This is a genomic window from Trinickia sp. (assembly GCF_057351765.1).
This window is the reverse complement of the sequence record NZ_JBMRBK010000013.1, coordinates 19,470-42,848: the sequence shown is the minus strand read 5'-3', so window position 1 is coordinate 42,848 and position 23,379 is coordinate 19,470. Positions and strand designations below refer to the sequence as shown.

At 64.3% G+C, this 23,379-nt stretch carries 23 protein-coding genes and 1 pseudogene; 16 read left to right on the top strand and 8 right to left on the bottom strand.

Annotation, left to right across the window (positions count from 1 at the left end; genetic code table 11):
* Positions 1–2: 2 nt before the first annotated feature.
* Complete coding sequence (locus ACO1XS_RS02355; protein ID WP_486389932.1) at positions 3–794, bottom strand: response regulator; 792 nt, start codon at positions 792–794, stop codon at positions 3–5.
* 255 nt (positions 795–1,049) lie between these two features.
* Here ACO1XS_RS02355 and recA point away from each other — a divergent pair, with 255 nt between their 5' ends.
* The 8 genes and pseudogenes from recA (at position 1,050) to ACO1XS_RS02315 (ending at position 9,461) form a co-directional block, all read left to right on the top strand.
* On the top strand, positions 1,050–2,120 hold the full coding sequence (gene recA / locus ACO1XS_RS02350; protein WP_331566945.1) for a recombinase RecA: 1,071 nt from the start codon (positions 1,050–1,052) through the stop codon (positions 2,118–2,120).
* Between the two features lies 1 nt (position 2,121).
* A pseudogene (gene recX / locus ACO1XS_RS02345) lies at positions 2,122–2,646 on the top strand (recombination regulator RecX); the annotation flags it as partial.
* Between the two features lie 525 nt (positions 2,647–3,171).
* Complete coding sequence (gene sucC, locus ACO1XS_RS02340; protein WP_331566943.1) at positions 3,172–4,341, top strand: ADP-forming succinate--CoA ligase subunit beta; 1,170 nt, start codon at positions 3,172–3,174, stop codon at positions 4,339–4,341.
* Positions 4,342–4,382: 41 nt separating this feature from the next.
* On the top strand, positions 4,383–5,264 hold the full coding sequence (gene sucD / locus ACO1XS_RS02335; protein WP_173261369.1) for a succinate--CoA ligase subunit alpha: 882 nt from the start codon (positions 4,383–4,385) through the stop codon (positions 5,262–5,264).
* Positions 5,265–5,537: 273 nt separating this feature from the next.
* The gene (locus ACO1XS_RS02330) at positions 5,538–6,254 is read left to right on the top strand and encodes a TerC family protein (protein WP_481582756.1); all 717 of its coding nucleotides are present in this window, start codon (positions 5,538–5,540) and stop codon (positions 6,252–6,254) included.
* Positions 6,255–6,387: 133 nt separating this feature from the next.
* Complete coding sequence (locus tag ACO1XS_RS02325) at positions 6,388–6,972, top strand: pilin (RefSeq protein ID WP_349257072.1); 585 nt, start codon at positions 6,388–6,390, stop codon at positions 6,970–6,972.
* Between the two features lie 117 nt (positions 6,973–7,089).
* Complete coding sequence (locus ACO1XS_RS02320) at positions 7,090–8,865, top strand: PglL family O-oligosaccharyltransferase (protein ID WP_486389931.1); 1,776 nt, start codon at positions 7,090–7,092, stop codon at positions 8,863–8,865.
* A 164-nt stretch (positions 8,866–9,029) separates the two neighbouring features.
* Positions 9,030–9,461, top strand: coding sequence for a signal peptide protein (locus tag ACO1XS_RS02315; RefSeq protein WP_486389930.1), 432 nt, complete (start codon positions 9,030–9,032; stop codon positions 9,459–9,461).
* 144 nt (positions 9,462–9,605) lie between these two features.
* Here the strand turns inward: ACO1XS_RS02315 and moaC are convergent, their stop codons facing one another.
* The 7 genes from moaC to ACO1XS_RS02280 all read right to left on the bottom strand — a co-directional run bounded on the left by moaC (position 9,606) and on the right by ACO1XS_RS02280 (position 14,810).
* On the bottom strand, positions 9,606–10,085 hold the full coding sequence (gene moaC / locus ACO1XS_RS02310) for a cyclic pyranopterin monophosphate synthase MoaC (RefSeq protein WP_486389929.1): 480 nt from the start codon (positions 10,083–10,085) through the stop codon (positions 9,606–9,608).
* A 30-nt stretch (positions 10,086–10,115) separates the two neighbouring features.
* Positions 10,116–10,718 carry a DUF2946 family protein gene (locus tag ACO1XS_RS02305; protein ID WP_331572029.1) on the bottom strand — a complete coding sequence of 201 codons (603 nt, stop codon included), beginning with the start codon at positions 10,716–10,718 and terminating at the stop codon, positions 10,116–10,118.
* A complete protein-coding gene (locus ACO1XS_RS02300; RefSeq protein ID WP_331572027.1) occupies positions 10,711–11,760 on the bottom strand; it encodes a YheT family hydrolase in 1,050 nt (349 codons plus the stop codon). The genes ACO1XS_RS02305 and ACO1XS_RS02300 overlap by 8 nt, the downstream gene beginning before the upstream one ends.
* Positions 11,761–11,814: 54 nt before the next feature.
* Positions 11,815–12,267 carry a nuclear transport factor 2 family protein gene (locus tag ACO1XS_RS02295; RefSeq protein WP_440561652.1) on the bottom strand — a complete coding sequence of 151 codons (453 nt, stop codon included), beginning with the start codon at positions 12,265–12,267 and terminating at the stop codon, positions 11,815–11,817.
* A gap of 168 nt (positions 12,268–12,435) precedes the next feature.
* Positions 12,436–13,470 carry a lipopolysaccharide heptosyltransferase II gene (gene waaF / locus ACO1XS_RS02290; RefSeq protein WP_331572023.1) on the bottom strand — a complete coding sequence of 345 codons (1,035 nt, stop codon included), beginning with the start codon at positions 13,468–13,470 and terminating at the stop codon, positions 12,436–12,438.
* A gap of 145 nt (positions 13,471–13,615) precedes the next feature.
* Positions 13,616–13,810, bottom strand: a complete 195-nt coding sequence (locus ACO1XS_RS02285; protein WP_331572021.1) for a zinc-finger domain-containing protein — start codon at positions 13,808–13,810, stop codon at positions 13,616–13,618.
* Positions 13,811–13,886: 76 nt separating this feature from the next.
* The gene (locus tag ACO1XS_RS02280; protein WP_331572019.1) at positions 13,887–14,810 is read right to left on the bottom strand and encodes a branched-chain amino acid transaminase; all 924 of its coding nucleotides are present in this window, start codon (positions 14,808–14,810) and stop codon (positions 13,887–13,889) included.
* 322 nt (positions 14,811–15,132) lie between these two features.
* On the opposite strand from ACO1XS_RS02280, the gene ACO1XS_RS02275 reads away from it, so the two are divergent.
* From ACO1XS_RS02275 to ACO1XS_RS02240, 8 genes are all read left to right on the top strand, one after another.
* Positions 15,133–15,897 carry an AzlC family ABC transporter permease gene (locus ACO1XS_RS02275; RefSeq protein WP_486389928.1) on the top strand — a complete coding sequence of 255 codons (765 nt, stop codon included), beginning with the start codon at positions 15,133–15,135 and terminating at the stop codon, positions 15,895–15,897.
* Positions 15,894–16,217, top strand: coding sequence for an AzlD domain-containing protein (locus ACO1XS_RS02270; protein ID WP_331572017.1), 324 nt, complete (start codon positions 15,894–15,896; stop codon positions 16,215–16,217). Before ACO1XS_RS02275 ends, ACO1XS_RS02270 begins: the two co-directional genes overlap by 4 nt.
* A gap of 175 nt (positions 16,218–16,392) precedes the next feature.
* A complete protein-coding gene (locus ACO1XS_RS02265) occupies positions 16,393–17,586 on the top strand; it encodes a phosphoglycerate kinase (protein ID WP_331572015.1) in 1,194 nt (397 codons plus the stop codon).
* 146 nt (positions 17,587–17,732) lie between these two features.
* A complete protein-coding gene (gene pyk, locus ACO1XS_RS02260) occupies positions 17,733–19,169 on the top strand; it encodes a pyruvate kinase (protein WP_331572013.1) in 1,437 nt (478 codons plus the stop codon).
* A 238-nt stretch (positions 19,170–19,407) separates the two neighbouring features.
* On the top strand, positions 19,408–20,472 hold the full coding sequence (fba, locus tag ACO1XS_RS02255; protein WP_173257409.1) for a class II fructose-bisphosphate aldolase: 1,065 nt from the start codon (positions 19,408–19,410) through the stop codon (positions 20,470–20,472).
* A 145-nt stretch (positions 20,473–20,617) separates the two neighbouring features.
* Positions 20,618–21,508: a phosphoribosylaminoimidazolesuccinocarboxamide synthase gene (locus ACO1XS_RS02250; RefSeq protein ID WP_331572011.1), complete on the top strand. Its 891-nt coding sequence runs from the start codon at positions 20,618–20,620 to the stop codon at positions 21,506–21,508.
* A gap of 60 nt (positions 21,509–21,568) precedes the next feature.
* Positions 21,569–22,096 (top strand): 5-(carboxyamino)imidazole ribonucleotide mutase, encoded by a 528-nt coding sequence (gene purE, locus ACO1XS_RS02245; RefSeq protein ID WP_331572009.1) that lies wholly within the window; start codon positions 21,569–21,571, stop codon positions 22,094–22,096.
* Between the two features lie 61 nt (positions 22,097–22,157).
* Positions 22,158–23,378 carry a 5-(carboxyamino)imidazole ribonucleotide synthase gene (locus tag ACO1XS_RS02240; RefSeq protein ID WP_486389927.1) on the top strand — a complete coding sequence of 407 codons (1,221 nt, stop codon included), beginning with the start codon at positions 22,158–22,160 and terminating at the stop codon, positions 23,376–23,378.
* The last annotated feature ends 1 nt before the right edge of the window (position 23,379 follow it).

Genomic DNA, 23,379 nt, shown 5'->3' with positions numbered 1-23,379 from the left:
GCCTACTTGGATGCAGGTTTTGCGGCGGGATCGGTCGCACGGGGCGCGGTGGGTGCCGTGGCGGCGGCAGCAGCACCATCGGCGGTGCCCTGGGACGGCGCGTCGGCTACCGGTCCGTTCGAGCTTGCGGCGGGCTTTTCGAGGCAATAGCCGAGCCCTCGCACCGTGATGATGCGCACGCCGCTCGGCTCGATCTTTTTGCGCAGACGATGCACGTACACTTCGATTGCGTTGTTGCTGACTTCCTCGCCCCACTCGCACAGATGATCGACGAGCTGTTCCTTCGAAACCAGCCGCCCGATCCGCTGCAGCAATATTTCCAGCACGCCCAGTTCGCGCGCGGAAAGATCGACCACCTGATCGCTCACATAGGCGATGCGCCCGACCTGATCGAACGCGAGCGAGCCGTGGCGGATGACGGTCGGCCCGCCGCCCGTGCCGCGGCGCGTCAGCGCGCGGACGCGCGCTTCGAGTTCGTTCAGATGAAAAGGCTTGGCCATGTAGTCGTCGGCGCCGAGATCGAGCCCTTTCACGCGCTCGTCGACGCTATCCGCGGCCGTCAGAATCAATACGGGCAGGCTCGAATTGCGCGCACGCAGACGGCGCAGCACTTCCAGCCCCGACATGCGCGGCAACCCCAGATCGAGAATCAGCAGATCGAACGTCTGCATCGAAAGTGCGGCGTCGGCCTCGCTGCCGCCCTTGACGTGATCGACGGCATAGCCCGATTGGCGGAGTGATCGGACGAGGCCGTCCGCGAGTATGCTGTCGTCTTCGGCAATGAGTATTCGCATGATGCGCGGGCTGGCCGGCTCGTCGGCGTCGAGCCCGACAGGCCGCAGTCTCCAATGTATTTCGAGGTCTCGCCGCGGCCGGAGCAACCGAAAGTTGCGCCGTGCTCGCCGCCCGGCTCGTTGCCGCCATGCAAATCCGCGTTGTACCGGGCTTGCAAAGAACCCTGTTTTTTTATACAGTACTTGCGTTTCGTGTGCCGGCCAGTACTCGGCCCGCCCGCCACAGACGCCGCTCATCATAGCAAAGGACGATTCATGGAAGAAAGCAAGAAAGGCTCGGCTGGACTGACGGCTGAAAAGAGCAAGGCGCTGGCCGCCGCGCTCGCGCAGATCGAAAAGCAGTTCGGCAAAGGGTCGGTCATGCGGCTCGGCGATGGCGAAGTGGCCGAAGACATCCAGGTGGTCTCCACGGGCTCGCTCGGCCTCGATATCGCGCTTGGTGTCGGCGGCCTGCCGCGTGGGCGTGTGGTCGAGATCTACGGTCCCGAATCGTCGGGCAAGACGACCCTGACGCTGCAAGTCATTGCCGAGATGCAAAAGCTCGGCGGCACGGCGGCGTTCATCGATGCCGAGCACGCGCTCGATATCCAATATGCGGCGAAGCTCGGCGTGAACGTGAACGATCTGCTCGTGTCGCAGCCCGACACGGGCGAGCAGGCGCTTGAAATTGCCGACGCGCTCGTGCGCTCGGGCTCGATCGACATGATCGTGATCGATTCGGTCGCGGCGCTCGTGCCGAAGGCGGAAATCGAAGGCGAGATGGGCGATTCGCTGCCGGGCCTGCAGGCGCGCCTGATGTCGCAGGCGCTGCGCAAGCTCACGGGCACGATCAAGCGTACCAATTGCCTCGTGATCTTCATCAACCAGATTCGTATGAAGATCGGCGTGATGTTCGGCAACCCCGAAACCACCACGGGCGGCAATGCGCTCAAGTTCTATGCTTCGGTGCGGCTCGACATCCGCCGTATCGGTTCGATCAAGAAGAACGACGAAGTCATTGGCAACGAGACTCGCGTGAAGGTGGTCAAGAACAAGGTCTCGCCGCCGTTCCGCGAAGCGATTTTCGACATCCTGTATGGCGAGGGTATTTCGCGCCAGGGCGAGATCATCGATCTCGGCGTACAAGCGAAGATCGTCGACAAGGCCGGCGCCTGGTACAGCTACAGCGGTGAGCGCATCGGGCAGGGCAAGGACAACGCGCGCGAATTCCTGCGCGAGAATCCCGATATCGCGCGCGAGATCGAAAACCGCATCCGTGAGTCGCTGGGCGTGAATGCCATGCCGCCCGCCGATGCGGGCGTCGCAGTAGCCGGCGAAGAGGAGTAAGCGCCGCGTGATGCGCAAGGTCCGCGCTGCATCGGGTACCGTCGGTGCCGCCGCGCGCGGACAGCGCTCGCTTCGGGCGCGCGCCCTCGATTATCTGTCGAGGCGCGAATACAGCCGTGTCGAGTTGTCGCGCAAGTTGTCTCAGTTTGCCGAACCCGAAGAATCGGTCGAGGCGCTCGTCGATTCACTCGAGCGCGAGGGCTGGCTGTCCGATGCGCGGTTCGTCGAAAGCGTCGTGCATCGGCGTGCTCAGCGGATGGGCACGACGCGCATCGTCAGCGAATTGCGCCGGCATGCCGTTGACGATTCGCTCGTCGAGGCGGTTGGCTCGAAGCTTCGCGAAACTGAACTCGCTCGCGCCTTGGCGGTCTGGCGCAAGAAATTCGGTACGCTCCCGCAAACGCCTGCCGAGCGCGCGAAACAAGCGCGCTTTTTGGCGATGCGCGGATTTTCACAGGCTATCGCCATGCAGATTCTCAAGGGCCAAGGCGAGCCTGATGAGTCGAGCGACTGGAGCGACGACTAGTCACGATCGCATCGCGCAGCCATCCGTGACGAGGTTCCCGGTCGCTCCCGGGGGACTGGACGCTCGGGCCAGCCAGCGTTCCGAGCGATGGTTCCCACTATGCTAAAATCTTCGGGTTTCCTCGCCAGCCGTCTTCCCTCCCATGCCGCTTTTACCGCCCGTGTCCCGCCCGTTGCGCTGTCATTCACGCGCGATTCGAGCGGAAGCCTTCGGGCGCGAGGATGGCCTCCGGGACATCGGGACGCGTCTGACCGACCACCCGCCTCGTGACGAGGCGAATAGGGTGCAGTGCCCCTGTCCCCTCGAAGTTTCCCCTCTCGCCTACCGCGCCCGCGTCGGGCTCAAATTCCCCGATTACTTTTGCCACCGCTCGATACGTCACTTGCCTGCACAGGCTTGGACGTGCATGGCGCAGCGAGGCGAAGGTGGTACGCGCGCAGATACGGACGAGGCCGGCACGACCGGTGCCAGGGCAGCCAGCGATTACGAAGTTCAATCCAACTCTTAGACTGAAGGGAATCACGCATGAAGATTCACGAGTACCAGGGTAAGGAAATCCTGCGGAAATTCGGCGTCGCGGTGCCGCGCGGCAAGCCCGTGTTTTCTGTGGATGACGCGGTGAAAGCCGCCGAGGAGCTCGGTGGCCCGGTTTGGGTCGTCAAGGCGCAGATTCACGCGGGTGGCCGTGGCAAGGGCGGCGGCGTGAAGGTCGCGAAGTCGCTCGAGCAGGTGCGCGAGTACGCGAACCAGATCCTCGGCATGCAGCTCGTCACGCATCAGACCGGCGCGGAAGGCCAGAAGGTCAACCGTCTGCTGATCGAAGAAGGCGCGGACATCAAGAAGGAGCTGTATGTCGGCCTCGTGATCGACCGCGTTTCGCAAAAGATCGTCGTCATGGGTTCGAGCGAAGGCGGCATGGACATCGAGGAAGTCGCCGCGAAGACGCCCGAAGCGATCCACAAGGTTGCAGTCGATCCGGCCACGGGCCTCGCGGATGCGCAGGCCGATGAGCTCGCGAAGAAGATCGGTGTGCCGGACGCATCGGTGCCGCAAGCACGCGCGATTCTGCAAGGTCTTTACAAGGCGTTCTGGGAAACGGACGCATCGCTTGCCGAAATCAACCCGTTGATTCTGACGGGCGACGGCAAGGTGATCGCGCTCGACGCCAAGTTCAACTTCGATTCGAACGCGCTCTTCCGCCACCCCGAGATCGTCGCCTACCGCGATCTGGATGAAGAAGATCCGGCCGAAGTCGAAGCCTCGAAGTTCGATCTCGCCTACATCTCCCTCGACGGCAACATCGGCTGTCTCGTGAACGGTGCCGGCCTGGCGATGGCAACGATGGACACCATCAAACTGTTCGGCGGCGAACCGGCCAACTTCCTCGATGTCGGCGGCGGCGCCACGACCGAGAAGGTCACCGAAGCGTTCAAGCTGATGCTGAAAAACCCGGGCCTGAAGGCCATCCTCGTCAACATCTTCGGCGGCATCATGCGCTGCGATGTGATCGCCGAAGGCGTCATTGCCGCCTCGAAGGCCGTGCATCTGCAAGTGCCGCTCGTCGTGCGCATGAAGGGCACGAACGAGGACCTCGGCAAGAAGATGCTCGCCGATTCGGGACTGCCGATCATTTCGGCGGACAGCATGGAAGAGGCTGCGCAGAAGGTCGTCGCGGCTGCCGAAGGCAAGGCGTAAGCGCCGCGTCGAAGCCACCGGATACGAACAGAGGTCAATACATGTCGATTCTGATCAACAAAGACACGAAGGTCATCACGCAAGGCATCACCGGCAAGACCGGGCAGTTCCATACGCGCGCATGCCGTGAATACGCGAACGGCCGCGAGGCGTTCGTCGCGGGTGTGAATCCGAAGAAGGCCGGCGAGGATTTCGAAGGCATTCCGATCTACGCGAGCGTGAAGGAAGCGAAGGCTGAAACGGGCGCGACGGTCTCGGTCATCTACGTGCCGCCGGCGGGTGCCGCGGCGGCGATCTGGGAAGCGGTGGAAGCCGATCTCGATCTCGCGATCTGCATCACGGAAGGCATTCCCGTGCGCGACATGATCGAGATCAAGGACCGCATGCGTCGTGAAAACCGCAAGACGCTGCTGCTCGGGCCGAACTGCCCGGGCACGATCACGCCCGACGAACTGAAGATCGGCATCATGCCGGGCCATATCCACCGGAAGGGGCGCATCGGCGTCGTGTCGCGTTCGGGCACGCTGACCTATGAAGCAGTGGGTCAGTTGACGGCGCTCGGCCTGGGTCAATCGTCGGCGGTCGGTATCGGCGGCGATCCGATCAACGGGTTGAAGCACATCGACGTCATGAAGATGTTCAACGACGATCCCGACACGGACGCCGTCATCATGATCGGCGAGATCGGCGGTCCGGACGAAGCGAACGCAGCGTACTGGATCAAAGACAACATGAAAAAGCCCGTCGTCGGCTTCATCGCCGGTGTGACGGCGCCTCCGGGCAAGCGCATGGGCCATGCTGGCGCGCTGATTTCGGGCGGTGCCGATACGGCCGAGGCAAAGCTCGAAATCATGGAAGCCTGTGGTATCAAGGTCACGAAGAATCCGTCGGAGATGGGGCGTTTGCTGAAGTCCATTCTCTGAGGCTGATTCGTTCGAACGCGTCGCTGTGGCGGGCATTGCCACGCCACACGATGCGTGCGACGGTGCACCTTATCGTCGGCATTTTTGGTATTCTTGCGAAATTCGTTCGTAAGCTTTCCGATAGCCGACAGGAAGCGAGGAAGCGCGGGTGGCTTCCTCGTTTTTTTTGCCCTGCCAGCGTCCATTCCAGGTTGTGCTTCGGCTTTACCCGTGCCGCACAAACCTACCGACATCGCAGTCCCAGGAATACCTTTTGCACCTATGCTCGATTCCATGATCGATTTTTTCTCGACGCTCCATTGGGGCGCCGTCATCCAGATTGTCATCATCGATATCCTGCTCGGCGGCGACAACGCCGTCGTGATCGCGCTCGCATGCCGCAAGTTGCCTCCGGCGCAGCGTATGCAGGGGGTGCTGTGGGGAACGGCCGGCGCGATCGTGTTGCGCGTCGCGTTGATCGCTTTTGCCGTGGTGCTGCTCGATGTGCCGCTGCTCAAGTTTGCGGGCGGCTTGCTGCTGCTCTGGATCGGCGTGCGACTTCTTGCGCCGGCGCACGATGCGCATGAGAACGTCAAACCCGCCGACAAACTCGTGGCGGCCATCAAGACGATCATCATCGCCGATGCGGTCATGAGCCTCGATAACGTCATCGCCATCGCCGGCGCCGCCGAGGCCGCTGATCCCCAACATCGGATCGCCCTGGTAATTTTCGGGCTCATCGTCAGCATTCCGCTCATCGTCTGGGGCAGCACGCTCGTGCTGAAATTGCTCGACCGTTTCCCTGTCATCGTGACGATCGGCGCGGCGCTGCTCGGCTGGATCGCGGGCGGGCTCATCATCAACGATCCGGCGGGCGATCGCTGGCCGCTGCTCGATTCTCCGGCGGCGGAGTATGGCGCGAAGATCGCGGGTGCGTTGATCGTCGTCATCATCGGCTATGCGCTCAAACGGCGCATGCGGCGGCGAGAGCACGAGAGCCCGAGCCGTTAGCCGTTAGTCGCGTTAGCCGTTAGCCGTTAGCCGTTAGCCGTTCGGACGACTGCCGCGCGGCAGGCGCGCTGGCTATGCTCCCAACCGTTGTCCGCTCGATTCGAGCGGTCCTTCGGTTCGAGGAGAAATGCCGATGCCCGCCATCCGTTTTCGGATTGTTCCGCTGCATGCCGTGTTGTCCCGCGTCTGGCGCGTTCCCTGCTCGCGCGGCGGATTCACGCTGATCGAGCTCATGATTGCGCTTGCGATCGTGGGCGTCGTGGCGGCCTATGCCGTCCCGGCCTATCAGGACTATCTGGCACGCAGCCGCGTGGGTGAAGGGTTGTCGCTTGCTTCCGTGGCGCGACTTGCGGTTGCAGAGAACGCAGCGCTCGGTAACGCGCTCGATAGCGGCTATCTCTCGCCGCCCGCGACGCGCAACGTCGAATCCATCCACATCGACGACGAGAGCGGCCAGATATCGATCCGCTACACCGCGCGCATCGCGCCGGCCGGCAAGGAGACGCTTGTCCTCGTGCCTTCGGCGCCTGACGATCCCGCGTCCCCTACAGCCCGCGTCGCGCTGTCGAAAGGCGTCATGCAGGCCGGTGCGCTGAGTTGGGAATGCTTTGCCAGCGGTAAGGACGCATCGTCGCTGCCCGCACCGGGTTCCGGGCCCATGCCGCTCGATGTGGCCACATTGCCCCCTTCCGTTGCACCACCAGAGTGCCGCGCGTAAAAAAAGAAAGAAAAGTATCTCGCCGGAGCATTGCCGGGTGATGCGGGCACGCATCGGTCGCGCACAGCGAAAGGAATTTTTTGTATAGTGCGCCGATTGCCGATGCCCCCGTTCCTCATGACTTCTTCGTTCGCCCGTACTTTTTCGTTTGCGCTGTTGGCACTTGCGGTATTGCTTCCTTACGCGGTGACCAACCACACCTACCCGATTCCGACTTTTTATTCCGAGTTCACGGCGCTCACGCTTTACCTGCTTGTCGGTGCGGCCGTGATCTGGCTCGCGGTGTGCGCGCGGCCCCGGCCGGCGTTCGGCACCCCGACCGTCGCGCTGGTGCCGCTTGCGTTCGGAGCAGTGCTGATCGCACAAACCTTCTTGCTGCCGCTGGCGCAACCGTCGATGAACTGGCTGGGCGCCGGCTTTCTGCTCGCGGCGTTCATGGCGACGCATACGGGATTCGCATTCGCGCGCGCCGGTCAGTCAGAGGACATATTGCGCTGGATGGCATGGGCGCTCGTGATTGGCGGACTTTTTGCGGTGTTCTGCCAAGTCGTGCAGCTGCTTCATCTCGAGACGCGGTTCGCACCGTTCGTGGTGGCCTACAACGTGACCATCGAGCGGCGACCGTTCGGCAACATGGCGCAAGCTAATCACTTGGCGACGGTCATTGCATTCGCGCTGGCCGCGGCGATGTTTCTCGTTCAGACGCGCAGGCTCAACCCGCTGCTATGGGGCATCGTTTCGGCGATTTACGTGCTCGGCCAGGCGTTGACTGTCTCGCGCGGCCCCTGGCTGCAAACGGGTGTGATTGTGGTGGCGGGCTTTTGGATGGCGATCGCCATTGCGCGGCGCGAAGGGGGGCGCGGACATGCACGCGAGTGGCTCATGCCATTTGCGCTCATTGCGATTTTTATCGGCGTGAACATCGGGGTGCGCTGGGCCAACGCCGCGTATCACCTCGATCTCGACGTCTCCGCGGCGCATCGGTTTCAGGACAAGGGGCAATTCGTGTTGCGCCTTGCGATGTGGAAGTACGGATGGACGATGTTCCGGGGCCATCCGTGGCTCGGTGTCGGTTGGGGAGAGTTTCCGCGCTTTCAGTTCGAACTCGTCAAGCTGTTGGGCGATGTGGAGATCGCCAACAATTCGCACGACATTTTTATCGATCTGCTGGCCAAAACGGGCATCGTTGGGCTCGGGGTGCTGCTGATCGGCTTGATCGCGTGGCTGTTGCGCGTATTGCTTGCGCCTCATACGGCGGCGCGCGTGTTCGGTCTCGCCTTGATCGGCGTGCTGATGATGCATGCGCTGGTCGAATACCCGCAGCAGTACATGTTCTTTCTGCTGCCGGCGATGTTTGTCTTCGGCGTTCTCGAAACGAAACCGCTCGGCTTCGTGCCGCCGCGCGTCTCGCTAGCGGTGCATGGCCTCATCGTCGCGGCGGGGCTCGCGGCGCTGCTACCGATCTACCGCGATTACGCGCGTGCGGAGGTGCTGTATTACGGAGCCCACCCCGCGGAGCAATATAGTGCCGACCCGTCGCGGCTTTTCTCGGCGTGGGGCGACTATGGCATGGCCACGTTGCTGCCGATCGACAGTCACGATCTGGCGGCCAAGCTCGCGATGCATCGCAAAGCAATCGCGCTGTTGCCGGGCGAGACGGTATTGCGGCGATACGCGGTGCTGCAGGCGCTCGACGGACGCGAGGCCGATGCCCTGGATACGGTGGAGCGGCTCAAGATATTTGCCGGCGTGCTGCGCGATTGGCCGGGGCAGCTTTCGGCGCTCTATGGCTTGTGCAACGACGTGCCGAAGCTCGTTGCGTTCAAAGCCGAACTGGTCAAGCGCTATGGCGTGCCGGCGCACTCGGATAGCGAGGATACGGAGGATGAGTGACTGCACGCGAGTTGCGGGCTGGCAGTACTCGCAGGTTGTGGGCGAACAATAGCTCGGGCATGATAGGGCGCAACTGAGGGCTTGCGATTTCCGTCGGCCGGCGGTGAACAACATTGCCGGGTATGTACTTCAACGCGTTTTTCACTCGTTTGGAGGGACTATCCATGTACAGAGTCTTCTTGCCGGTCGCTCTTGGCGCTCTTCTGGCGTCGTCTATTGCCTTCGGGCAAACGCAAGCGAATGCACCGGCCGCGGCGTCAGGGGCGATGCACGCGACTTGCCGGGATGGGACGCCGTACTCGGGCGCCACGCTGAAGGGCGCTTGCCGCGGGCACGGTGGCATCGATCGTAATGCGTCGTCGAAGGGGGCGAAGGCGGCCGCACCGGCCGCACCGGCGGCAGCGACGCCGATGACTTCGTCGCCGTCTCCTGTTGCAGGCGGAGGCGCAGGGAAGGTCTGGGTCAATACCCCGACGAACGTCTATCACTGCCCGGGCGACAGGTACTACGGGAAGACCAAGAACGGTACGTATATGACGGAGGCGGAAGCTAGGGCCAAGGGTGCCCGCCCCGATCACGGGAAGGCATGCAAATAGCGTTGAGCGCGTAGAGGCGCTTTATGCCGGCGAACACCGGGACGTGTTCGCCGGCTTTAGGCGGGTTAATTCGGTGTATGTGTTCGCTTCCGCCGCCGGCGATAGCTGGGCGAAGCGGCGATTTAAGACTCATAAAGCACGGTCTTAATCCTGCGCCACCCAATCCCCCGACTTCCCCCCATGCTTTTCCGTCACCTTAACCTCGGTGATCGTCATCCCCCGATCCACCGCCTTGCACATGTCATAAACGGTCAATAACCCGACCTGCACGGCGGTCAACGCTTCCATCTCCACTCCGGTGCGCCCGAGCGTCTCGACCTGCGCTGTGCAATGCACCCCGGGCAGCGCCTCGTCGAGCGCAAACTCGACGGCCACGCGTGTCAGCGCGAGCGGATGGCAAAGCGGAATCAGGTCCGCTGTCCGCTTCGCTCCCTGGATCGCCGCGATCCGCGCGACGCCGAGCACATCGCCTTTTTTCGCGCCGCCCTCGCGAATCAGTGCGAGCGTGGCCGGCAACATCCTGATCGAGCCGCGCGCCACGGCAATGCGTTTCGTCTCGTCCTTGCCCGCGACATCGACCATATGCGCCTGGCCGGACGCATCGAAATGAGTGAGTTCTGGCATGTGAGGTTCCTTCGAAGGGCACCTATCTTATCAGCCGCGCTTGGCTGCCTTCGATGCCGGGCTGGCCACGAATCCGAAGCGTTCCGGCACGAGGCCGCGCGCAATCGTACCGATCGACAGCGTTCGCGCTGCGCCCCAGGGCAAACGACCGCCGCTCTCGTCATCGAACGTCGCTAAATCGCTGAAGAGGTCGAGATCGTGATCGTGCAGCAGTGCGACCCGGGGGGGCTTGGTGTCATCGACGAAAAGCACGGCGCCTTCATCGTCGACGAACACTTCGCTGGGTTCCAGCGCCGTGCCCGTATGAGTGGTCAACGTCGGCGCCGGCATGCAGGAAGCTTCCCCGCCCCCCGGCGCGGGCGCGAGCCGCACGACCCAAGGCGTATAAGCGAGTTCGACATAAACCCGTTGCGGGCCGTTCTGGAAAAACCACTGCCCACTTTCGTCGCACTCGTAGTTGCGGTTGATGAAGCCGATCAGCGCCTCGTGCCGCACCGGGGTGCCCAGCTCGCCACGCGCCTGGGCGCCTTCATCGCGCATGCGCCACTGTCCGCGCCGGTCCAGCAGCAGCCAGCCGGTACAGGCCGGCACGTTCGGCCACTTCGACAGCGCGGCTTTGACGATCTCATCCATGCGTCGCAAACGGTTCGAAAAAGGAAAAGAGGCGGCGCGGCAGCCAGTCGATCTGGCCCGGGAAGGGCCCGGTCATGAAACCGACGTGTCCGCCCGCTTCGGGCTGCTCGAGTACGACGGCGGGCGAGACCTGCGCGCGAGTCGGCAAGACGGTGCCCGGCAGGAACGGATCGTTGCGGGCGTTCAGCACGAGCGTCGGCACGACGATTTCCCGCAGCAGGGGAAGCGTGGTCGCGCGCGTCCAGTAATCATCGGCATTTCGGAAGCCATGCAAGGGGGCCGTCACGGCGTTGTCGTAGTCGTACATCGTCCGGCTCGCCAACATGGCGTCGCGATCGAAGAGCCCCGGATACTGCTCGAGCTTGAGCAGGCCCTTTTTCTTGAGCGTCTTGAGAAAGCTCATCGTATAGACGAGCGCGAAGCCCTGCGATAACGCACGGCCTCCCGCATGCACGTCGAGCGGGGCGGAAATGGCGGCCGCGGCGGCAAGGAAAGATGCATCAGTGCCGCGCTCGCCAAGCCAGCGCAGCAGCACGTTGCCACCCAACGAGACGCCCGCGGCCAGCAGCGGCCCCGCGTGCTCGTTGCGCAAACGCCGCAAAATCCAGTCGACCTCCGCGCTATCGGCCAAATGATAGAACCGCGGCGCCAGATTGAGCGGCCCGCTGCAACTGCGGAAATGCGGCACGACGGCGTGCCACCCGAATGCACGCGCAGTCGCCATCGAAACCCGCGCATAGTGCGAATCGGAACTACCCTCGAGGCCGTGAAAGAGCACGAGAAGCGGGGCGTCCGGCGGCGGTGCGCACGCGGTCCCCGGGTAGGCGAGCCAGTCGAGATCGATGAAGTCTCCGTCAGGCGTATCCCATCGTTCGCGCCGATAATCGACGGCCGGACGCCGGGCGAACAGCGCCGGGACGATGGTCTGAGCGTGGCTCGTCGGCAACCATGGGGGCGGGCAGTAGAGCAGTTCGACGAGAGTGCTGCCGCTCGTCCCGTTCGATGACGGGATCGAAGTTGCCTTGTCGTGCGCCGTACTCATTTCCGTCCCCAAAAACCGCCGCCCTCGATGAAGGCGGTCGGAGCGCCGTCTTCCTTAGTGCAGCGCCCCCTGTCCCTGTCTCATCTTCGCCGCGAACTCGTTGGCCGTCTCGTCCGGCATCGGGCTCGCATGAATGTGCGCGATACGCCATTCGCCGCGCTCGTGCACCAGCACGTAAGTCGCGTAGACCATGCGCGGCGCGGCAAGCGGCTCGCGCGCCCGATGCGCCTCGGCCACCGCATAGACGACCGTGCCGAGGCTGTCGTAGACGCGCACGTCGAGCGGTTCGATCGCCGACGCCAGCATCCCGGTTCCAGCCAGCTGCGCAAGCCCGACACGAATGCTGTCGATCCCGTGCCAGTGCGCGCCGCTCGAATCGATGAAGCTCGCGAAGTCTTCGTCGATCCATAAGCTCATGACGGCATCGATATCGCTATCGGCGATCGCCTGGTAGTAGGCGTGGAGCGTGTCCGCTGCGGCTTCGAAAAGTCGGGCAAAACGTGGCATCTGATAGCTCGTCGATGTCGTTCTCGCGCGCGCGGCGCGTCGTTTGGCTGGCAGTGCGACGCGCGCTGCCCCGAAGGGCTGCGCGCTACTTCTGCACCGGTGTCAGGCTTGCTCAGCGCGGCGCTCACGCAACTATGAACGCACGAAGTTTTGTCGTGCGTCAGTGCGTCACCGCTCGCCGAGCAGCATTCCGCGCAAGTCGCCGAACACTTGTTCGGGAGACAGCTCGCGCAGGCATCGCAAGTGGCCGAGCGGGCATTCGCGCGCAAAGCAAGGACTGCACTCGAGATGCAGCCATTGTACCTTCGCTAATTCCGATAACGGCGGTGTGTGGCGCGGATCACTCGATCCGAACAGCGCCACGAGCGGGCGCTTGAGCGCCGCGGCGACATGCATCAGGCCGGAATCGTTGCAGACGACGGCGCCGGCGCGCGAGATCAGCGCGCAAGCCTCGCCAAGCGACGTCTGTCCGCACAGATTGCGCACCTGCGGAGCGCGCTCGGCGATGGCGCGCGCGATCGGCGCATCCTTCATGGACCCCAGGGCGACGATCTGGGTATAAGGGAACGATTGCCCGATCATCTGCGCGAGTGCCGCGAAGTGCTCGGTCGGCCAGCGCTTCGCGCCGCCATATTCGGCGCCGGGGCAAAACGCAACGAGCGGCACCCGCGTATCGAGATTGAAGCGCGACGAGACGCGCGACGCCTCGTTCAGATCCGCTTCGAGCCGCGGCATCGGCAGATTCCCGGCCAGATCGGGAACGTTCGCGCCCGGCGCATACGCGAGCGCGGCATAGTGCGCCGCCATCGGGCCGCGTTCGTCGCGGCGCGGATTCGCGTGACGGACATTGAGCAGTCCGTAGCGATGCTCGCCCGTATAGCCGATCCGCAGCCCAATGCCGGCCAGCCAGGGAATCAGCGCCGATTTGAAGGAATTGGGCAGAACATAGGCCGCATCGTATCCGGCATCGCGCAAGTCGCCGGCCAACTGCCAGCGCTTGAACAACTGGAGCTTGCCGTGTCCGAGGTCGGTCGCGTGGACATCGCGGATTTCGGGCATGCGCTCGAGAACGGGCGCGACCCAGGAAGGCGCGATTGCGTCGATGACGAGGCGCGGGTGCAGTTGCATCAGCCGCGTGAAAAGCGGCTGCGCCATCAATGCGTCACCGATCCAATTCGGTGCGATAACCAACGCGCGACGCATCAGTAGGGGGTTCCAAGAGCGTGAAAAAGCGGCAATGCCGCACGAATGAGCTGAAGGCGAGCGGCGAGGCGAGTCGCCATGCCGGCGCTAGGCGCTGGCGCGGCACCCGCGCATGCGGGCTCGATGCGAGCCCGTGCAGGATCGATCAATGCCCTTTGACGACTTCCCCGTCGCGCAGCTTGTAGCGCGTGCCGCAGTACGGGCAGCGCGCTTCGCCGTGCGACACGTCGATGAAAACGCGCGGATGCGCGCTCCAGCGCGCCATCGCCGGGTTCGGGCAGTACGCGGGCAGATCCTTGGCCGAGAGCTCGACCAGCGGCATTTCCTTGATTACGCTCATATGAGGACGATTTTCGTTATGCGATGTGCGTTTGGCGCCTGCCGCGCTCGGCGAGCCGTCGCGGCAGGGCAATACATCAGATTTTCGTGAGCCACTGCGCGTATTTGGCGTTCTTGCCGGCGACGATGTCGAAGAACGCGGACTGCAGCTTCTCCGTGATGGGCCCGCGCGAGCCGGTCCCGATCGTGCGGTTGTCGAGCTCGCGGATCGGCGTGACTTCGGCCGCGGTACCCGTGAAGAACGCTTCGTCGGCGGTATAGACTTCGTCGCGCGTGATCCGTTTTTCGATGACTTCGATGCCGGCTTCGCGCGCGAGCGTGATGATCGTGTCGCGCGTGATCCCGTCCAGGCACGACGAGAGATCGGGCGTGTAGAGCTTGCCGTTGTTCACGAGGAAGAAGTTCTCGCCCGAGCCTTCCGACACATAGCCGTCGACGTCGAGCAGCAGTGCCTCGTCGTAGCCGTCCGCGGTGGCTTCCTGATTCGCGAGAATCGAGTTCACATACCAGCCCGAGGCCTTGGCGCGGACCATGGAAACATTCACATGGTGGCGCGTGAACGACGAGGTCTTCACGCGGATGCCCTTGGCGATGCCTTCCTCGCCCAGGTATGCGCCCCACGGCCACGCCGCGATCGCGACGTGGATGGTGTTGCCGCGCGCCGAGACGCCGAGCTTTTCCGAGCCGACCCAGACGATGGGCCGCACATAGGCCGATTCGAGCCCGTTGGCGCGCACGACCTCGCATTGCGCGGCCGAGAGGGTCTCGCGGTCGAACGGCACATCCATCTGGAAAATTTTCGCCGAATTGAAGAGGCGCTTCGTATGCTCCTTCAGCCGGAAAATCGCGGTGCTGCCATCGGCGGTCTTGTATGCGCGCACGCCCTCGAAAACGCCCATTCCGTAGTGCAGCGTATGAGTGAGGACGTGGATCGTCGCGTCGCGCCACTCGATCAGCTTGCCGTCCATCCAGATTTTGCCGTCGCGGTCGGCCATTGACATACGAATCTCCTAGCGGCCCTGAAACGGGCTTTTTGCGATAAGGGCGCTATTTTAGCGTTTTTTTCGACGCGGCTCTAAGCCAGTTTTCCGCGGCGCCGGCCAGGAATCGCGCGGCAGCCGGCGTTGGGGCACCCGGTTTGCCTCGGGGGTTCGATATTGAGAACTGTTATGGCCGAGCCGAGGGGCAGCGTATCGGTCAATTTGGCGCCGCCCCTCTATAATCGAGCGCTTGCCCCATTTCGCGGGAGCGCCGGTGCGCCGATGCACCCCACCGCGCCTCGCACACTGATTGCCGCCCGGCGCCGGGCGGCGCATTGCCGACATGTTCGCTCGCTTCTCGCCCACTGACCGCGCCGCTTTTCGAGATGGCCTGCGCGACTATTCTCCGTTTCTGATGGCGATTTGCTCGTGGGGGCTCGTGACGGGCGTCGCGATGAGCAAGTCGGTACTCACGGTTCCCCAGGCGATCGTGATGTCGGTCCTCGTTTATGCCGGCTCGTCGCAGCTCGCCGTGCTGCCGCTCATCGCGGCGAAACTCCCCATCTGGACCGTGCTGCTCACGGCGACCATGGTGAACCTGCGGTTCCTGATCTTCAGCGCGGGTCTCGTTCCCCATTTCTCGTATCTGTCGTTCGGGCGGCGGCTCGCGCTCGGGTATTTCAATGGCGACGTCGTTTATCTGCTGTTTCAGAAAAAGGCGTTTGCGAACGGCTATGTGCCGGGCAAGGAAGCCTATTTCTGGGGCATGGCGGCCTCGAGCTGGGTGTCCTGGCAGATTTCGTCGGTCGCCGGGATCGTGCTGGCGAGCTTCGTGCCCGATGACTGGGGGCTCGGCCTCGCCGGCACGCTCGCGCTCGTGCCGCTCATCGTGTCCGCGGTCTCGAATCGCTCGATGGCGGCCGCTGTCGCGGTAGCCGCCATCGTCGCGCTTGCCACGGCCGACCTGCCGTATCGGCTCGGCTTGCCGCTCGCGGTGTTGGCCGCGCTCGGGGCGGGCAGCGTGGCGGAGTTTCTCGTCCAGCGCGCCGATGCGCGCACGGCCCGCACGACCCGCGCGGCCGCGCCACGCAAGGAGCGCGTGCGATGAGCACGTTCCAGATCTGGCTCGTCGTCGCGGGCATGACGCTCGTGACGGCGGCCACGCGCGCCTTCTTTCTGCTCGGCGGCGAGCGCGGTGTGCTGCCCGAGCGCTTGCAGCGCGCGCTGCGCTACGCTCCGGCCGCCGCGCTCGTCGCCGTAGTCGTGCCCGAAGTCCTCGAAACGCCGCACGGCGTTTCGCTCGCGTTGTCGAATCAGCCGCTTTACGGCACGCTGGCGGGGCTGGCGTGGTTCCTCTGGCGTCGCAGCATGCTTGGCACCATCGTCGTCGGCATGCTCGTCTTCACGGTCCTGCGGCTCTTGGCGTAACGGTTCCGCCCGCAAACACGGCCCCAAAAATTCGGCGAATTCGATTTCGGGGCGGGGCCGGGCGGGTCGATCGGCTAAAATGCACGTTTGCCGCGTCGCGCGCGCCAGGGATATCGGCGGCGCGCGCACGTTTCGCAATGCCCGCCCGCAACCCACTTCGCAAGCGAATATCCCCATGAGCCAAGTATTGCGTCTTACCGATCTGATCGCGAACGGCAAGCTGTCCGGCAAACGCGTGTTCATCCGCGCCGATCTCAACGTGCCGCAGGACGAGCACGGCAACATCACCGAAGACACCCGCGTGCGCGCGTCGGTGCCGGCCATCCGGGCCGCGCTCGAGGCCGGCGCCGCGGTGATGGTCACCTCGCATCTCGGGCGCCCGACCGAAGGCGAGTTCAAGCCGGAAGATTCGCTCGCGCCCGTCGCGAAGCGCCTCTCCGAGCTGCTGGGCCGCGAGGTGCCGCTCGTCGCCAACTGGGTCGAGAACGGCGTCAACGTCGCGCCGGGTCAGCTCGTGCTGCTCGAAAATTGCCGCGTGAACAAGGGCGAGAAGAAGAATTCGGACGAGCTCGCGCAAAAGATGGCGAAGCTTTGCGACATTTACGTCAACGATGCGTTCGGCACCGCGCATCGCGCCGAGGCGACGACGTACGGTATCGCGAAGTACGCGCCGATCGCGTGCGCGGGCCCGCTGCTTGCGGCGGAACTCGATGCGCTCGGCAAGGCGCTGGGCAACCCGAAACGGCCGCTCGTGGCGATCGTGGCGGGCTCGAAGGTGTCGACGAAGCTGACGATTCTGAAATCGCTCGCCGAAAAGGTCGATCAGTTGATCGTCGGCGGCGGCATCGCGAACACATTCATGCTGGCGGCGGGGCTGCCGATCGGCAAGTCGCTCGCCGAACCGGATCTCGTCGAAGAAGCGAAGGCGATCATCGACGCGGCGCGTGCGCGCGGCGCATCCGTGCCGATCCCGAGCGACGTCGTCACGGCGAAGCAGTTCGCGGCGACGGCCGCGGCCACGACGAAGCCCGTCGCGCAGATCGAGGCCGACGACATGATTCTCGACATCGGTCCGCAAACGGCCCGCGCGCTCGCTTCACAGCTTGCCAACGCGGGCACGATCGTCTGGAACGGTCCGGTCGGCGTGTTCGAGTTCGACCAGTTCGGCAACGGCACGAAGACGCTCGCCGAGGCCATCGCGCATTCGTCGGCGTTTTCGATCGCGGGCGGTGGCGATACGCTGGCTGCCATCGCGAAGTACGGCATTCACGACAAGGTAAGCTACATCTCGACGGGCGGCGGCGCATTCCTCGAGTTCCTCGAGGGCAAGACGCTGCCGGCGGTCGAGGTACTCGAGTCGCGCGCCTGACAGGGCGCCTCGGGAATCGGATTTTGACAAAGCGACGCCGGTTCGAGCCGGCGCGCGACCCAGCGCCCACGCCGATACGCGTGGCGCCGACGTATAGCGCCAACTCGCAGCGATCAACCAACGACTCAACCCAGACGAGGAGTTACATGCATCGCGCCACCAAGATTGTCGCCACTATCGGCCCGGCATCGAGTTCGCCGGAAGTCCTGCTGCAGATGATGCAGGCGGGTCTCGACGTGGTGCGCCTGAACTTTTCGCACGGCACGGCGGACGACCATCGCGAGCGCGCCGAGCACGTGCGCGAAGCGGCCCGCAAGACGGGGCGGGAAGTCGCCATCATGGCCGATCTGCAGGGTCCGAAAATCCGCGTCGGCCGATTCGAAAACGGCAAGGTGCAGCTCACGGCCGGCAGCCCGTTCATCCTCGATGCGAACTGCGAACTCGGCAACGAGGAGCGCGTCGGGCTCGATTACCGCGATCTGCCGCGCGACCTGAGAGCGGGCGATGTGCTGCTGCTGAACGACGGCTTGATCGTCCTGACGGTGTCGCGTGTCGTCGGCGAAGAGATTCACACCATCGTCAAGGTGGGCGGCGAACTCTCGAACAACAAGGGTATCAATCGCCAGGGCGGCGGCCTCACCGCGCCCGCGCTGACGGCGAAAGACATGGAAGACATCCGCACGGCGATGGCCATCGGTGTCGAGTACATCGCGGTGTCGTTCCCGAAGAACGCGACGGACATGGAAATGGCCCGCCAGTTAGCGAACATCGCCGGCATGCCGTACGGCATCAAGCCGAAGATGATCGCGAAGATCGAGCGCGCGGAAGCGATTCCGGCACTGCAGGGCATTCTCGACGCGTCGGACGGCATCATGGTCGCGCGCGGCGATCTGGCGGTCGAAGTGGGCAACGCGGCGGTGCCGGCCTTGCAAAAGCGCATGATTCGCATGGCTCGGGAGTCGAACAAGCTCGTGATCACGGCCACGCAGATGATGGAATCGATGATCTACGCGCCCGTGCCGACCCGCGCGGAAGTGTCCGACGTCGCCAATGCCGTGCTGGATGGGACCGATGCCGTCATGCTGTCGGCCGAGACGGCCGCCGGCAAGTATCCGGTGCAGACGATCGAGGCGATGGCGGCGATTTGCATCGAAGCCGAAAAATCCGAGCACGTCGAGCTCGATCGCGACTTTCTCGATCGGACGTTCACGCGCATCGACCAGTCGATCGCCATGGGCGCGCTGTTCACGGCCTACCATCTCGGCGCAAAGGCGATCGTCGCGCTGACCGAATCGGGCGCGACGGCCTTGTGGCTCTCGCGCCATTGGACCCACGTCCCGATCTTCGCGTTGACGTCGCGCGTGGCGAGCGAGCGCGCGATGGCGTTGTTCCGCAACGTGACGCCGCTGGCCATCGAGCCGAACAGCGACCGCGACCAGGCGCTCAAGCAGGCCGTGGAGGTCGTGGTCTCGAAGGGCTTCGCTTCGCGCGGCGACATGGTGGTGCTGACGGTGGGCGAGCCGATGGGGCAGGCGGGCGGTACCAATACGCTCAAGATCGTGCGTGTCGGCGACCCGGCGTAGCGCTTGGCCGCATGCCGCCGAATGCGCAGAATGCGGGCAGCGGCAGCGCGGATTGCGCGCCGCTGGCCGCTTTTTTCGCGGCGCCGCCCGGGCTCGCGTGGCCGCCAGTCGTTCGTGGTGGGCGGACACAATCCGGCCCGAAACTACGGGACCCGACCCGCTTCGCGATAAAATCGCGCACATTCGCACAATAAGTGCCGCTACGAGCACCCGGTTTTCATCTCAAGGAGTACTCAGCATGCCTCTCGTATCAATGCGTCAACTGCTGGACCATGCGGCCGAGCATGGCTACGGCCTGCCCGCGTTCAACGTGAACAACCTGGAGCAGGTCCAGGCCATCATGGCGGCGGCGGACGAGGTCGGCGCGCCGGTCATCATGCAGGCCTCGGCCGGTGCACGCAAATACGCCGGCGAACCGTTTTTGCGCCATCTGATCGAAGCCGCCATCGAATCGTACCCGCACATTCCCATCGTCATGCATCAGGACCATGGACAATCGCCGGCCGTCTGCATGGCCGCGATCCGCAGCGGTTTCACGAGCGTCATGATGGACGGCTCGCTGCAGGCCGACGGCAAGACCGTCGCCTCGTACGAGTACAACGTCGAGGTGTCGCGCAAGGTCGTCGAAATGGCGCATGCCATCGGCGTCACGGTCGAGGCGGAGCTGGGCGTGCTCGGGTCGCTCGAAACGATGAAGGGCGACAAGGAAGACGGCCACGGCGCCGAAGGCACGATGACGCGCGAGCAGTTGCTGACGGATGTCGAGCAGGCTGCCGATTTCGTGAAGCAAACGCAATGCGACGCGTTGGCCATCGCCATCGGTACCTCGCACGGCGCCTACAAGTTCACGAAGAAGCCGACCGGCGATATCCTCGCGATCGATCGCATCAAGGAGATCCACGCGCGCATTCCGAATACGCACCTCGTCATGCACGGTTCGTCGTCGGTGCCGCAGGAGCTGCTCGCGGAGATTCGCGAATTCGGCGGCGACATGAAGGAAACCTACGGCGTGCCCGTCGAAGAGATTCAGGAAGGTATCAAGCACGGCGTGCGCAAGGTCAATATCGATACCGACCTGCGCCTTGCGATCACCGGTGCGATCCGACGCTATCTGTTCGAGAACCCGGGCAAGTTCGATCCGCGCGACTACCTGAAACCCGCCCGCGAGGCCGCGAAGAAGATCTGCGTGGATCGCTATCGCGCATTCGGCTGCGAGGGGCAGGCAGCGAAGATCAAGCCGCTGCCGCTCGAGAAGATCGCCGAGCGGTACAAGTCCGGCGAGCTGGCGCAAGTCGTGCGCTGAGCCGGACGGTAGTATCGACGCCTCGCCGTTCCCGCTGCATCGATGGGAACGGCGTTTGCATTTTGTTCGAGTCGCGCTTTTTCATGCTGTTCAGCGGGACGCTGTATTGATCTGTATTCCTATTGACGACTGACGGTCCACGACGATGTCTACCCTCTACGAATCCTCGCTTCGCTCGCTGCCCCTTCTGGGCCGTGGGAAAGTCCGCGACAACTATGCGGTCGGCGCCGATCGCCTGCTCATCGTCACGACCGATCGCCTGTCGGCGTTCGATGTCGTGCTGGGCGAGCCGATTCCCGACAAGGGCCGCGTGCTGAATCAGATGGCTAATTTCTGGTTCGAGCGTCTCGCGCATATCGTGCCGAATCATCTGACCGGTGTCGCACCCGAAAGCGTGGTCGCGCCCGAGGAGGTGGAGCAGGTAAAGGGGCGTGCGATCGTGGTGAAGCGTCTCGAGCCGATTCTCGTCGAGGCGGTCGTGCGCGGCTATCTGGCCGGCAGCGGCTGGAAGGATTATCAGGCGACGGGCTCGGTGTGCGGCGTCGCGCTCCCGGCAGGCCTGTCCAATGCGCAGAAGCTGCCCGAGCCGATCTTCACGCCGGCGGCCAAGGCCGAGCTCGGGCATCATGACGAAAACATCACGTTCGACGAGATGGAGCGGCGCATCGGCACCGAACTCTCGGCGACGATCCGCGACATTTCGATCAAGCTCTACCAGGAAGCATCGGAGTACGCGGCGACGCGCGGCATCATCATCGCCGATACCAAGTTCGAATTCGGGCTCGACAACCACGGCAAGCTTTACCTGATGGACGAGGCGCTCACGGCCGATTCATCGCGCTTCTGGCCCGCCGATCAGTACCAGGTGGGCAGCAATCCGCCGTCGTTCGACAAGCAGTTCGTGCGCGACTGGCTCGAGACGCAACCCTGGAACAAGACGGCGCCGGCACCGAAACTGCCGGCCGATGTGGTCGCGAAGACGAGCGAGAAATACCGTGAAGCGCTCGAGCGTCTGACAGGGCAAAAGCTCGCGTGAGCGCCGTGCCGCAGTTGAACGACATGTGATTGATTGGATGTAGCGAAGGAACCGCGCACGATGAGCGAAGCAGTCAAGACCGATCCCACCCATACGCATGCGGCGCCGCTCGTCGGCGTCGTGATGGGCTCGAGCTCCGATTGGGAGGTGATGAAACACGCCGTCTCGATTTTGCAGGAGTTCGGCGTACCGTACGAAGCGCGCGTCGTCTCGGCGCACCGCATGCCCGACGAAATGTTCGCCTACGCGGAAGCGGCCCGCGCGCGCGGCTTGCGCGCGATCATCGCCGGCGCGGGGGGCGCGGCGCATCTGCCGGGCATGCTCGCCGCGAAGACGACGGTGCCCGTGCTCGGGGTGCCCGTGGCGAGCCGGTATCTGAAGGGGGTCGATTCGCTCCATTCGATCGTGCAGATGCCCAAGGGCGTACCGGTGGCGACGTTCGCGATCGGTGAAGCCGGCGCGGCCAATGCGGCGCTGTTTGCCGTCGCCGTATTGGCCGGCACCTCGGACGACTACGCGAAGCGTTTAGCGGCATTTCGCGAGCGCCAGAACGAAGCGGCCCGCGCGATGGTGCTGCCCCCGCTTTGAGACCGATCGATATAGCCAGATGCCGACGCCCGCGCGCTGCGCGTGAGATCACACCACTGAAATGAGTCCTGACATGACCCCTGTTTCTCCGATTCTGCCCGGCGCGTGGCTCGGCATGGTCGGTGGCGGCCAGCTCGGCCGCATGTTCTGCTTCGCCGCGCAGGCGATGGGCTACCGTGTCGCCGTGCTCGACCCGGACGAATCCAGTCCGGCCGGCCGCGTGGCCGATCGGCATCTGCGCGCCGCCTACACCGACGAGGCGGCGCTGACCGAGCTTGCGCGCCTGTGCGCGGCGGTCTCGACCGAATTCGAGAACGTGCCGGCCGCCAGCCTCGATTTTCTCGGGCGCAGCACGTTCGTGAGCCCTGCCGGACGCTGCGTCGCCATCGCGCAGGACCGCATCGCCGAAAAGCGCTTCATCGAAAGCTGCGGCGTGCCGGTGGCGCCCCATGTCGTCATCGAATCGCAGGACGCGCTCGCGGCACTCTCCGACGCGGAACTCGAGGCCGTACTCCCGGGCATTCTCAAGACGGCACGCCTGGGCTACGACGGCAAAGGGCAAGTGCGCGTGACGAGCGCCGAGGCGGTGCGCGATGCGTACAGTGAGCTCTCGGGCGTGCCCTGCGTGCTCGAAAAGCTGCTGCCGCTCAAGTTCGAGGTGTCGGCGCTCGTCGCGCGTGGCTCCGGTGGGGCGACGGCTGTTTATCCGCTCGCGCAGAACGTCCACCGTCATGGCGTGCTCGCGCTGACGATGGTGCCCGCGCCCGACGCCTCGGCCGCGCTCGTCGAGCGCGCTCAGCAGGCGGCCCGGCGGATCGCCGAGGCGCTCGGCTATGTCGGTGTGTTGTGCGTCGAGTTCTTCGTGCTCGAAGACGGTTCGCTCGTTGCCAACGAAATGGCACCGCGGCCGCATAACTCCGGGCACTACACGGTCGACGCCTGCGCGGCGAGCCAGTTCGAGCAGCAGGTGCGCGCGATGACGGGCATGCCGCTCGGCGATCCGCGTCAGCATTCGCCGGCGGTCATGCTCAACATACTCGGCGACGTCTGGTTTGCGGGCAGCGGCCCCACCGGTACCGCCGGCGCCGGCACGACTACACCGATGACGCCGCCCTGGCACGACGTGGCGGCCATGCCGACGGCGCGGCTGCATCTTTACGGCAAGGAGGAAGCCCGGCCGGGCCGCAAGATGGGACACATCAATTTCACGGCGGCGACGCTCGACGAAGCGCGCACCGCGGCGCGCGATTGCGCGCGTCTCATGCATATCCCGCTCGGCTGAG

Excerpts from the sequence above, each read along its gene's own strand:
- ACO1XS_RS02355 (WP_486389932.1), bottom strand. The coding sequence starts at position 794 with ATGCGAATACTCATTGCCGAAGACGACAGCATACTCGCGGACGGCCTC.
- recA (WP_331566945.1), top strand. The coding sequence starts at position 1,050 with ATGGAAGAAAGCAAGAAAGGCTCGGCTGGACTGACGGCTGAAAAGAGC.
- ACO1XS_RS02250 (WP_331572011.1), top strand. The coding sequence starts at position 20,618 with ATGTCTACCCTCTACGAATCCTCGCTTCGCTCGCTGCCCCTTCTGGGC.
- fba (WP_173257409.1), top strand. The coding sequence starts at position 19,408 with ATGCCTCTCGTATCAATGCGTCAACTGCTGGACCATGCGGCCGAGCAT.
- ACO1XS_RS02315 (WP_486389930.1), top strand. The coding sequence starts at position 9,030 with ATGTACAGAGTCTTCTTGCCGGTCGCTCTTGGCGCTCTTCTGGCGTCG.
- ACO1XS_RS02285 (WP_331572021.1), bottom strand. The coding sequence starts at position 13,810 with ATGAGCGTAATCAAGGAAATGCCGCTGGTCGAGCTCTCGGCCAAGGAT.
- sucC (WP_331566943.1), top strand. The coding sequence starts at position 3,172 with ATGAAGATTCACGAGTACCAGGGTAAGGAAATCCTGCGGAAATTCGGC.
- ACO1XS_RS02265 (WP_331572015.1), top strand. The coding sequence starts at position 16,393 with ATGAGCCAAGTATTGCGTCTTACCGATCTGATCGCGAACGGCAAGCTG.
- ACO1XS_RS02275 (WP_486389928.1), top strand. The coding sequence starts at position 15,133 with ATGTTCGCTCGCTTCTCGCCCACTGACCGCGCCGCTTTTCGAGATGGC.
- ACO1XS_RS02330 (WP_481582756.1), top strand. The coding sequence starts at position 5,538 with ATGATCGATTTTTTCTCGACGCTCCATTGGGGCGCCGTCATCCAGATT.
- ACO1XS_RS02305 (WP_331572029.1), bottom strand. The coding sequence starts at position 10,718 with ATGGATGAGATCGTCAAAGCCGCGCTGTCGAAGTGGCCGAACGTGCCG.
- ACO1XS_RS02320 (WP_486389931.1), top strand. The coding sequence starts at position 7,090 with ATGACTTCTTCGTTCGCCCGTACTTTTTCGTTTGCGCTGTTGGCACTT.
- purE (WP_331572009.1), top strand. The coding sequence starts at position 21,569 with ATGAGCGAAGCAGTCAAGACCGATCCCACCCATACGCATGCGGCGCCG.
- pyk (WP_331572013.1), top strand. The coding sequence starts at position 17,733 with ATGCATCGCGCCACCAAGATTGTCGCCACTATCGGCCCGGCATCGAGT.
- ACO1XS_RS02240 (WP_486389927.1), top strand. The coding sequence starts at position 22,158 with ATGAGTCCTGACATGACCCCTGTTTCTCCGATTCTGCCCGGCGCGTGG.
- ACO1XS_RS02325 (WP_349257072.1), top strand. The coding sequence starts at position 6,388 with ATGCCCGCCATCCGTTTTCGGATTGTTCCGCTGCATGCCGTGTTGTCC.
- ACO1XS_RS02300 (WP_331572027.1), bottom strand. The coding sequence starts at position 11,760 with ATGAGTACGGCGCACGACAAGGCAACTTCGATCCCGTCATCGAACGGG.
- moaC (WP_486389929.1), bottom strand. The coding sequence starts at position 10,085 with ATGCCAGAACTCACTCATTTCGATGCGTCCGGCCAGGCGCATATGGTC.
- ACO1XS_RS02270 (WP_331572017.1), top strand. The coding sequence starts at position 15,894 with ATGAGCACGTTCCAGATCTGGCTCGTCGTCGCGGGCATGACGCTCGTG.
- sucD (WP_173261369.1), top strand. The coding sequence starts at position 4,383 with ATGTCGATTCTGATCAACAAAGACACGAAGGTCATCACGCAAGGCATC.
- ACO1XS_RS02280 (WP_331572019.1), bottom strand. The coding sequence starts at position 14,810 with ATGTCAATGGCCGACCGCGACGGCAAAATCTGGATGGACGGCAAGCTG.
- ACO1XS_RS02295 (WP_440561652.1), bottom strand. The coding sequence starts at position 12,267 with ATGCCACGTTTTGCCCGACTTTTCGAAGCCGCAGCGGACACGCTCCAC.
- waaF (WP_331572023.1), bottom strand. The coding sequence starts at position 13,470 with ATGCGTCGCGCGTTGGTTATCGCACCGAATTGGATCGGTGACGCATTG.